Annotated in this window: 11 protein-coding genes; 4 read left to right on the top strand and 7 right to left on the bottom strand. The window is 57.7% G+C overall.

The features are described from left to right. Nucleotides 1–160: 160 nt before the first annotated feature. Complete coding sequence (gene ubiE / locus NW834_RS12090) at nt 161–937, top strand: bifunctional demethylmenaquinone methyltransferase/2-methoxy-6-polyprenyl-1,4-benzoquinol methylase UbiE (RefSeq protein WP_414407419.1); 777 nt, start codon at nt 161–163, stop codon at nt 935–937. Nucleotides 938–1,515: 578 nt separating this feature from the next. Here ubiE and NW834_RS12085 read toward each other — a convergent pair. From NW834_RS12085 to NW834_RS12075, 3 genes are all read right to left on the bottom strand, one after another. Then, nucleotides 1,516–1,734: a hypothetical protein gene (locus tag NW834_RS12085; protein ID WP_414332184.1), complete on the bottom strand. Its 219-nt coding sequence runs from the start codon at nt 1,732–1,734 to the stop codon at nt 1,516–1,518. A gap of 198 nt (nt 1,735–1,932) precedes the next feature. Further along, nucleotides 1,933–2,538, bottom strand: coding sequence for a precorrin-6Y C5,15-methyltransferase subunit CbiT (cbiT, locus tag NW834_RS12080; RefSeq protein ID WP_414418790.1), 606 nt, complete (start codon nt 2,536–2,538; stop codon nt 1,933–1,935). Between the two features lie 354 nt (nt 2,539–2,892). Beyond that, a complete protein-coding gene (locus NW834_RS12075; RefSeq protein WP_414418791.1) occupies nt 2,893–4,020 on the bottom strand; it encodes a hypothetical protein in 1,128 nt (375 codons plus the stop codon). A 210-nt stretch (nt 4,021–4,230) separates the two neighbouring features. On the opposite strand from NW834_RS12075, the gene NW834_RS12070 reads away from it, so the two are divergent. After that, on the top strand, nt 4,231–6,042 hold the full coding sequence (locus tag NW834_RS12070) for an N-acetylmuramoyl-L-alanine amidase (protein ID WP_414418792.1): 1,812 nt from the start codon (nt 4,231–4,233) through the stop codon (nt 6,040–6,042). A gap of 176 nt (nt 6,043–6,218) precedes the next feature. Continuing rightward, nucleotides 6,219–7,097, top strand: coding sequence for a glutamate racemase (murI, locus tag NW834_RS12065; protein WP_414418793.1), 879 nt, complete (start codon nt 6,219–6,221; stop codon nt 7,095–7,097). 36 nt (nt 7,098–7,133) lie between these two features. Here murI and NW834_RS12060 read toward each other — a convergent pair whose 3' ends face one another. Continuing rightward, on the bottom strand, nt 7,134–7,730 hold the full coding sequence (locus tag NW834_RS12060) for a hypothetical protein (protein WP_414350535.1): 597 nt from the start codon (nt 7,728–7,730) through the stop codon (nt 7,134–7,136). Nucleotides 7,731–8,120: 390 nt separating this feature from the next. On the opposite strand from NW834_RS12060, the gene fba reads away from it, so the two are divergent. After that, complete coding sequence (gene fba, locus NW834_RS12055) at nt 8,121–9,200, top strand: class II fructose-bisphosphate aldolase (RefSeq protein ID WP_011432022.1); 1,080 nt, start codon at nt 8,121–8,123, stop codon at nt 9,198–9,200. A 153-nt stretch (nt 9,201–9,353) separates the two neighbouring features. Here fba and NW834_RS12050 read toward each other — a convergent pair whose 3' ends face one another. The 3 genes from NW834_RS12050 to NW834_RS12040 all read right to left on the bottom strand — a co-directional run bounded on the left by NW834_RS12050 (nt 9,354) and on the right by NW834_RS12040 (nt 10,165). Continuing rightward, on the bottom strand, nt 9,354–9,581 hold the full coding sequence (locus NW834_RS12050) for a hypothetical protein (protein WP_011432021.1): 228 nt from the start codon (nt 9,579–9,581) through the stop codon (nt 9,354–9,356). A 40-nt stretch (nt 9,582–9,621) separates the two neighbouring features. Further along, on the bottom strand, nt 9,622–9,828 hold the full coding sequence (locus tag NW834_RS12045) for a hypothetical protein (protein WP_011432020.1): 207 nt from the start codon (nt 9,826–9,828) through the stop codon (nt 9,622–9,624). 169 nt (nt 9,829–9,997) lie between these two features. Further along, on the bottom strand, nt 9,998–10,165 hold the full coding sequence (locus tag NW834_RS12040) for a hypothetical protein (protein WP_414426320.1): 168 nt from the start codon (nt 10,163–10,165) through the stop codon (nt 9,998–10,000). Nucleotides 10,166–10,213 lie beyond the last annotated feature (48 nt).

Here is a 10,213-nt window from a genome sequence, read left to right as displayed (position 1 = left end):
TCTGGTAGAGCAGAGCAGGCCCAGGGCTACTGAAAGCCCGCTCCGTACCGCTTAGCGGTCGGAGCCGGGTAGTTTACACCACAGATCCGGTCACGTAGCGTTGCGGAGCAACAGGAGCAACAAAGTTTGTACGGGGAACATGAGGTGGAGTTGAGAAGAGGTGCCTAGCCCAACCTTTGAACAGCCTGAGGAAATCCGAGCGCTTTTTGACCGCATTGCTCCCCACTATGACTCCCTCAACCAAACCTTGAGCCTGGGCCTCCATCAGGTTTGGAAGCGTATGGCCGTGCGTTGGTCGGGCGCCAGCTCAGGAGGATATGTGCTGGATCTGTGCTGTGGAACCGGTGATCTGGCTCTGCAGTTGGCCCGCCGAGTAGGACGAAGGGGACATGTGGTGGGCCTAGATTTCTCTCCCGCCATGCTGGCGATTGCCCGGCGTCGCTCCCGGCTCTTCCCTGGCTACTCCCTGGAGTGGGTTTTGGGAGATGCCTTGGCCTTACCTTTTCCCGACAGTAGCTTCGATGCCATTACCATGGGCTACGGCTTGCGCAATGTAACCGATATTCCCCAAGCCTTGCGAGAGATTAGGCGAGTACTGAAGCCAGGACGTCGTGCCGCCATTTTGGATTTTCACCGCCCCACAGGGATCCCTCTTTGCGAACAATTTCAGCGCTGGTACTTGAACACTCAGGTGGTTGCCCAGGCCAAAACTTTGGGACTGGGATCCGAATATGCCTACATTGATCCCAGCCTAGATCGCTTTCCCTCTGGAGAAGAGCAACGACAAATGGCCCTGCAGGCAGGGTTTGCCAGTGCCAAGTTCTACCCCCTAGCGTGGGGAATGATGGGGGTATTGGTGATTGAGAAGTTTCGTATTGTTTCCATTAATTCCACTAATTCCACTTCCCCGAAGGGAAGCGACTCCCGCCGATTATAACCCTTGTCCAGAGCGGGATCCAGGGGCCTAGATCGACAGGGTCTCGTTTAAGGACTCCGTCCCGCTGGCGCGAAAGGACTCCGTCCCGCTGGCGCGAACGGCTGCAATTTCCCCTTATTTTTCTCTGCCGAGAGGCCTGAAACCCTTGCCCAGAGCGGGATCGACCGGGTCAACGGAAGAATCAGGGTTTGAGGCTTGTCGCCGACCCTGTCGCTAACCATGTTGGTGTAGAAATTAACATGGATCCCTGCGTGGAGGTTGCTGGGGAGCTGCTCCTGAGACGCTGAAGCAGAGGGCCAATGGGGCGAAAAAAGGACTCCGTCCCGCTGGCGCGTTCGCGTTAGCGTCGCGTAGCGACAAAGGACTCCGTCCCGCTGGCGCGATGAGAGGCTAGGGAGCAACGACATAACGATCCTGCGAGAGGCGCTCGTTGCCTCCCCACCTTGCTGGTTTGCTCTGGCTGCAGACAGATGTGAAGACTGGGCTTGGGACCCAATTTTTGGGTAAAACTCCCTAGGTAAAAATTACTACAAACCACCACAAGAGCTGGGATCCCCCTCTGGAAAGCTTGGGAAACCCTAAATTCCTGGGGACTTGCTGGGTGGGCTTTCTTCGGTTACCGCTTGCCTACGGCGATCGCCAATGCCGCAGTCACCGCAGCATTCCGGTCGCTTGAAGTCGTCCCAATGGATGCAAGCCCGGCAGCCTTTCAGCATTTCCGGCCAGCGCTCTCGAATCAACAGTTGCCGCAGCCTGACTTCCCGTGATTCCTGAAAGGGGTTTTGGAATTGAACCATAGCTTTTGGGTTTCCCAGCTCTCTTAATCTGGTATAAAAGCAGATTTGAGTTTGGGATCGAGAAATATCAGTATAGCTTAAGGTTTGGGTGACCCAATCTTTTCTGCTGGTTCTAAGACAGCCGAGATAAATCAATCCACTTTTATCCATCACCTTAGGAAAAGATTTACCAAAAAATGTAAACAGTTTACACAAAACTTAGCCCATTTTTTCTCCGCTCAAAACAAAGGTGGGATCCAATGCCAGCAGCATTTGAGTCCGACCGCGGTGTTCCAGGCGGTTCACCGCCGATTGAATCACCTCCACATGATGAGCCCGCACAGCGGCCAGGCCGGCAGAAAGGCCGTAGAGCCCATCCAAAGAGTTGGTCGTCGCCACGACCCGCCCGTTGGGGCTGAGATGGCTCCAGCAGGCTTCCAAGATCTCGCGTAGGGGGTGGCCTCCCTCAATGCAGATGCGATCCGGTGCCGGAGAAAGGTGTTGCAGACAATCGGGGGCAGTACCTTGAATCACCTGCACGTTGGTGAGGCCAAATTTCTCGCAATTGCTCTCGATTAGGCTGACTACCTCGGCATCTCGCTCGATGGCAATCACGCGAGCTTTGGGGCACAGAATGGCTGCTTCAATGGCAATGGTGCCGGTTCCGGCGCCGATATCCCACAGGCAGTGGTTCTCTCCCAGGCGCAACTGGCTTAGCACCAACACGCGCACCTCACGAGGGCTCATCGGGATCCCTGGGATGCGTTCAAAGGCAGAGTCTGGGATCCCTGGGGTGCGGTAGGGCCAAGAGAAGGCGGCTGACATGGGTAAAGTACCGTTGCAGAGGAAGTTTGTCTATACATATCCCTCAGCATAGAGCGAATGCTCAACAGGCCATCTCCAACCTGATAGGGGTGCCGCTTCTCCCGCCCAATCATTGCCCAGATGGGCACCACAAACGCCCTCTGAGCTCAACGGAGTGGTTGGAGCAATTCCCAACCGGCAAAGCTGCAGTCCAAAACCAAAATGATCCTGCCCCCTTGAGGAATCGAGTTGGACGCTATTGGAAGTTCTGGAGATAAGCGGGATCCCTTTTACCCAAGAGCTCATTTTGCGCCGGATGTAGCTGGTGCTGCCGGAAAAAGTTGTAGTTGGGGCAATGTTCAGTACAAGAGGATCTTAAGAACGTTTCCTTGAACTGGAGCCTATCAAACCATCCATCCAAAGAATAAGCTTTGCTCGCAGATACAGCCAAATCTCATCATTTGCCCGCAACAGGAATAGAACATATAGGCTCAATACGACGAAAACACACAGGTTCCCTAAAAAAGTGTAGGTTTGGATAATTTGATCGGTGCTCCAGCCAAAGTCGTAGTTTAGGCGGTTCATATCCCCCCTGGCATCTCCTTGGCCGCCCAACAAAGTTCCCCAGGGAACCTCGGCCAATCCCAGTCTGATGCTGTGCCATTCCCAAAAGCTTCTCCACAGGCTGCTGCTCGCGATCCCCGGCACGACAAATCGCCAAAAATCCCATCGCCAACGATCTGGCAAGGGAAAATAAAAGCTGGCCATCAGAAAGGTGCTGAGATAAAATTCTCCTCCAACGCCGCTAAAGACAAACAACATCTCCCAGGTGCGATTGGGCATCAGCCAGGTCATGTAAAACTGCAATAGAGCAAGAAAGATGGCCAGCACCTGCAGCCACCCAATCCGCTCCTTGCGGGCTGACCAGAAGAGTAGAATCAGTAAAAAGAGGATTCCAAAATACACAAAGGGATCCCTCTGCGAGCTAACGCTTGTCCAGCCGATGGGCAGAGGCAAAGCCCGATACCCGCTCCACCAGGCGACGGTGGCATGGCCAAATTCGTGGATCCAAATGTGAAGAGGCAAATGCAACAACTGCAACAAGCCTATGTTGTTCACCATCAGGGCCACCGCAAACGCAGCCGGGTAAGCCCAAGCGTTGACTGCCCAGTTATCGAAGGAAAACCGATCCCAACGCTGCCGGGATCCCAGCTTTAGGCTCTGCCGCCAGAGCAAGCGTGAGCCGCGGAAAGCGCAAATCTCCACTTGATCCAGCCGTGGGATCCGCAGTTGCTTCAAGATCAGAAACAGTTGGGCAGCGGCAACTTGGGGGGAGAGCGCAGGCTGGTACAGGGATCCCAGCAGGTGGACGTGCAGGGTCTCGTTGGCAAAGTCTACCCGGACACACCAGCGACGCCGCAGCAGCTCCATCCGCACAACCTGCACAATCGACTGGGCGTGTCCAGCTCGGGCCAGGGCTAGGGGATCCGGTGGTTTGGGCATCCCAAGATACCTCGCCGGAGAACAAGCAGGAAGAAGAAGGGGCGAGCCTCTACCCATCATCCCCCAGCCCTGCAGGCAAGAGCGGAATTGCGCTCCTTCCCAGGCTGCTCCGAGGGCAGGTTGGTATAGTTGAGGGCAGCAGGTGTGGGGAGTGGATGGAAGGTCATGCCTGAATTCGGCAAGCCGAGGTCAAGGCGGATATGGGGGGCGATGCTGCTGTTGAGCTTGGCGGGGGCAGGGCTGTTTCCCCCGGAATCTGTCCAGGCTCAGGCGATTACAGCCCCAGGTTTATCGCGCATTGAGCGTTGGTACTACGACCCCCAGCAGGGGCGGCTGGAAGTTAACACCCAGGGCGAGGTGCGGCCTTTTCTGTTCGTGCTGCAGAATCCGCCTCGGGTTGTGCTGGATTTTCCCAACACCCGCTTTGGACAGGAGCCCCAAACCCAGACTTTTGCGGGCCGTGTCACCTCTCTGCAGATTAGCCAGCTTACGGATACCATTACCCGCTTTGTGCTGTATCTGCAGCCGGATCAGCCTCTCAGCCTCAACCAACTGCAACTGCTCACCGCCGGCCCCTCCCGCTGGGCTGTTCAATTCACCCAGGCCGGATCTCTCTCTTCTTCTCCCCCTTCATCTGCCGGCTTATTGGGAGGTTCCAGGGATCCCTTCCCGCCGTCCCCGCCTTTGCCGACACTGCCTCCCCGACGCCCGGCACCCACCCCATCTCCTCGCTCCGGCCATCAAATTTTAGAGGTATCCCCGCAAGCAGAAGGCTTTTTCATCCGTACCCAAGGCAGCCCCTCCACTACGGTGCGGCGCATCCTCGATCCGGATCGGGTAGTGGTGGATTTTCTCAACACCACCCTCAGCCCTGCCCTCACCCAGCGAGCTTATGTCATCAACCGTCTGGGGGTTTCGCGGCTGCGTATCGGGCAGTTTGAGCCCACCGTTGCTCGGGTAGTGCTGGATGTGGATTCCTCCGGTGGCGACTGGGAAGCCCGCTACGACCCACAGCGAGGTGGGATCTGGATCCAGCCTGCCGGCGGTGCTGCCCAGGCCAGCCTTTTGCCCGAGGTCAGCTCTGTCAACAGCAGTGGGCCGCTGGCCACGTTGCAATCGGTTCAGCTCCAGGGCAACCGGTTGATCATCAGCGCCGATGGATTCATGTTCTACCGGGCCGGCTGGGATCCCGAGAGTGGTGGCTACCGCATCAACGTGGCGCCCGCTCGCCTGCCCCAGTCTATGCCGGATCCCGGCTTGCCGGTTGGAGGGCCGGTGGAGCGGATCCGCTTTGTCCAGGAAGATGCCCGCACGGTCAGCATTCTGGTGCAGCTCGCCGAGGAGTTCAATGTCTTCGAGCCCAACCCCGGCCAGGGATCCCGCCGCATTACCTTGGAGCTGCGACCTCTGAATGCTCCTCCACCAATACCTCAGCCGCAGACGCCCGGCCCTGCCTCCCCTTCCACCCCCCAATCTCTGAACCGGACGGTCATTGCCATCGACCCCGGCCACGGGGGACGGGATCCCGGTGCCATCGGGGTGGATGGGATCCAGGAGAAGGACATCGTGCTCTCCGTTGCCCACCAGGTGCAACGACTGCTGCAGGAGCGGGGGTACGGGGTGGTGATGACCCGCACCGATGACCGGGAAGTGCTGCTGCAACCGCGGGTGGATATGGCCGTTCAGGCCAATGCTGCCCTGCTGGTGAGCATTCATGCCAACGCCCTGGATCGCTCCGGCATTCACGGCATCGAGACCTATTACCTGCGACCCGATAGCGCCGAGCTGGCCGCCATCTTGCACCGCAGCTTGGTCAGGGCCACCGGTGCTGCTGACCGGGGGGTGAGACGAGCCCGCTTTTTTGTGGTGCGGGAAACACCTGTGGGTATGCCCTCCGTGCTGCTGGAGTTGGGATACGTAACCAACCCAACCGAAGGGCGAAAATTGGCTACTGCCGAATATCAGGCTATTTTGGCGCGGGCCATTGCCGATGGCATTGAGACTTTCTTGCGCAGTCGCTAGCCGTTGGCTGAGCTTGTTCATGTCTATCGGATCTCTCAATTGATCCTTAACTGATCGAATTGACGATCCAGTTGGCCCAGTTGATCTCAGAGGGAAGGCAGGGAATCTGTCGCCGAGATTCTCGAAAGCAGGGTAGGATACAGCAGCTTAGGCCAAGGTGTTGAGGAGAATGGAGCATGCAGTGGGAGTGGAAATCAGAGCCAGATCCCAGTTGGCCAATTGGGGTGTTTGACAGCGGCTTGGGCGGGCTGACGGTTTGGCGAGCCTTACGCCGCCGGCTCCCCCAGGAACGGCTCATCTACTTCGGCGACACAGCGCGGTTGCCCTATGGGGAACGCTCGCCAGAGGAGATCCTGGCCTTTGTGCGGCAAATTCTGACATGGATGCAGGCACAGCCGGTGAAGCTGGTGGTGATGGCCTGCAATACCAGCTCGGCCTTGGCCCTAGAACAGGTGCGGCAGGAGTTTGCCCTGCCCGTTCTGGGGTTGATCCTACCCGGCGCCCAGGCAGCACTGGCCCAGGGATCCCGCATTGGGGTGCTCGCCACGGTGGCCACGGTCAAGAGTCGCGCTTACTCAAAAGCCATTCAAGAGTACAGCGCTCTGGATCCCAAACGTTTTCCGTACCCCGTTTACTGTTGGGAGCAGGCCTGCCCTGAGTTCGTCCCTCTCATTGAAGCCGGATGGCTGGATAGCTCTGCTCTGCGACAGGCGGCTGAACGCTACCTGCAACCGCTGTTGCAACAGGGGATCGATACTCTTGTCTATGGCTGTACTCACTACCCCCTGCTGGATCCAATCCTGAAGCCTTTGCTGCCGTCCTCGGTCAAACGGGTGGATCCAGGGATGGCGCTGGTGGGATCCCTGGCCCGCGAATTGAGTTTGTGGGACTTGCGTCGCCCCTTGACCGCTGCCCAGGAGGAACCCCACCGTTTCTGTGTGAGCGGGGATCCAGAGCGATTTGCCCAGTTGGCCACTCCTTGGTTGGGCTTTCGGCCCCAGGTAGAACGGGTGGAATTGCCGGCTTTGGATGTCAGCAACTCCCTCCGCCCCTGAGCGCCCTTCTCCTCGGAGATAAAGATTGGGGGCCCCTCAACGGGTCATCACCTGCAAGGGGAAACGTTCCGCCAACTCCCCTTCCACCTTGGGTAGCCATTCCTCTTGGAACACCCACACCTGCCCCTGCTGCACGCGGCCATCGGGGTTTTGCGTCAGCTCCAGCCAATACACGAATTGGTTTCCCCGCAGCACCACCCCTTGGATGGCAAGGGCCAAGGTATAGCCCGGACTGCTTGCCAGAGCTTCTGGGGACGGGTAGCGAATCACCTCCACCGCCTGATCCAGATCGGCGGCGATCTCCGGCCCATAGACATCGCGAATGGCTTGAAAGAGATCCTCTGCTGTCAGTCCTTGGGGGCGAAAGAACGTCATCCGTTCCGAGCGAATCGTCTCCCGATCCAGCGGGTTGATGATCCGTCCCGGCGGAGCCACCGAAGCCAAGAACGTAAAACGGGATCCATCCGGCTCCACTCGGTTGATGTTCAGGGTTTCGCCCGGACGGGGCCGCAGCACAGGATTGTCCCTCACCCAGGCCGCCACCTGATCCGGAGATTGCCCAGGGATCCCCCAAGCTGCCGACCGAAGGCCCGCCACTGCCCAGCAGGCCATTGCCAAACCGGTTCCTCGCACCCAGCGCAGCCTTTTGCCCCAGCAGGACAGAGCCCTTGTTGGCTTTACACCCAAGACCGGCCAGCGATTGCAACGCACGTTCCCATTCCTCCGGGCAAACAACACAAAAACACCACAGTAGAATTAGAGAGACTAAGAGATAAATTGAGCGGGCATGGGCAGATCCATCCTCGATGCAAGCGCCCAACAGTCTTGCCCCTCCCCACTGTACCTGAAGATGTCGGCGCGCCTGTTGCGTCTGAGCGCGAGCATTGCGGCCAATGGTTGCAAAGATCCCTCGGCAAGATGCGCAGATCCCCGGCGGCTTATCCGCCAAAACGTAAAAAGTATCTTAAGATCAACGGTAAGCAAATCTCATACGCACTAGGTCAGCACCTCAGGAGGTAACCGATGGCTCTCGTTGCAATGCGGACGCTGCTGGATCATGCCGCCGAACATGGCTACGGCATTCCTGCCTTCAACGTCAACAACATGGAGCAGATCCAAGCAATCATGCAGGCAGCCCATGAAACCAACAGCCCCGTTATCCTGCAAGCCTCTCGAGGGGCACGCAAGTATGCGGGCGAGAACTTTCTGCGGCACCTGATCCTGGCGGCAGTGGAGACCTACCCCCACATCCCCGTCGCCATGCACCAAGACCACGGCAATAGCCCGGCTACCTGCTATTCCGCCATCCGCAACGGCTTCACCAGCGTCATGATGGATGGATCCCTCAAAGAAGATGCCAAAACCCCGGCCAGCTACGAGTACAACGTGGCCGTGACCTCCGAGGTGGTGAAAGTGGCCCACGCAATTGGGGTAAGCGTGGAAGGAGAACTGGGCTGCCTGGGATCCCTGGAAACGGGCCGTGGGGAAGCGGAAGATGGCCATGGCGCGGAAGAGGCGCTCAGCCATGACCAACTCCTCACCGACCCCGACCAAGCGGTGGACTTTGTGGAGCGAACTCAGGTGGATGCTCTGGCCGTAGCCATTGGTACCAGCCATGGCGCCTACAAGTTCTCCCGGAAGCCCACTGGTGACATCCTCGACATGGAGCGCATCGCCGAGATCCACCGCCGCCTGCCCAACACTCACCTGGTGATGCACGGTTCCTCCTCCGTGCCCAAGGAGCTGATCGACATCATCAACGAATACGGCGGCTCCATTCCCGAGACTTACGGTGTGCCGCTGGAAGAAATTCAGCGGGGCATCCAAAATGGGGTGCGCAAAGTAAACATCGACACCGACAACCGCCTGGCCATCACAGCTGCCGTGCGCCGCGCTCTGGCCGAGAATCCGAAAGAGTTTGACCCCCGCCACTTCCTCAAGCCTTCCATCAAGGAAATGCAAAAAGTCTGTGCTGAGCGCTACATTGCCTTCGGCTGTGCTGGCCATGGCACCAAAGTTCCGGTGGTTACCTTGGATGAGATGGCAGCCAAGTATGCTTCTGGAGCTTTGGCGGCTCAGGTGAAGAAGACCGTTGCGGTCTAGTCCCCACATCCTGCAAGAACTCTGGAATGCTTGCCGGGGCGCTTCCAGGGTTTTCCTTGGAGATCAGCTAGGTCACTGGACTCAGATTGGACAAATAAGGGGATCCAGCTGGGATCCCCTTTTGCTTTGGAGGAACTTGATGCGTTTTGGGGGTCAGGCAGCTTTTGCCGCAGAACGTTTTTCCGTCTCAATTTGATGGTTCAGCAACGCCAAGCTTAGGCAGTCCAACAGTTCCAGGTCAGCCTCAGAGTAGCGCCGCTGAAAGAGCAGCTCATTGATGCGGTTCTCTTGGCCCAAGCTGAGGAAGCTGCTGCGGAACACCTGCTCCACGATTTCTTGGATGCTGGAGGGCAGAGTAACAGAGTCAAGACTTGTATTCATGGCTGGTTCTGTTTGAGAGATGGTTTTTGAAGGGAGAAGACTATCTTTGCCAAGAGGTGAGGTAGCGCTGCTCGATGTCCTGCAGGGAAAGATGGGAAGCCCTGGGCCGCGGCTCATTCACGGAGGAGACATCGTTCTGCCACTTGAGGGATACTCCCAGCAGTGCTCCCAAAGAGAAGCTCTCGCTCAATAGGGCTGCTATGCGGTAAGTACGGTAGTCCAGGGTTAGATCTTCACTGACTTGCATCTGTGTTTCCTCCGTATTTCTAACGTTCATGCCCCTATCATAGCCTCAAGATCAGTGGAAGTACAGAGAAACATCGAGGATTTGCGTAGGCAATTTGTACGTTTCTTCTACGCGATTTGGCGGATATCGGTGGGATCCCAGGGGTCTTTGGGGCGGGTTCAGGGTTGAGTCAGGGATCCCAGCCCAGCAGAGCACAGATGTCCGCAGCCAGGGTGGCGGCGTTGAAGGGTTTGCCGATGAGGCCATTGGCTCCAAGCTGAGCCAGAGAGGAGGGTGAAACTGGGAAATTGACATCCTCCCCGGCCTGAAGGCCGGAGATTCCTACCACGCTGCGCATGGATGGCTCCTTGCGCAGTCGTCTCGGCGGGTTCCTGCTTCCGACCGC

It is taken from the genome of Synechococcus sp. R60.1 (assembly GCF_047461835.1).
Lineage (GTDB): Bacteria > Cyanobacteriota > Cyanobacteriia > Thermostichales > Thermostichaceae > Thermostichus.
The sequence above is the reverse complement of the archived record's forward strand: the minus strand, read 5'-3'. Positions and strand labels throughout refer to the sequence as shown.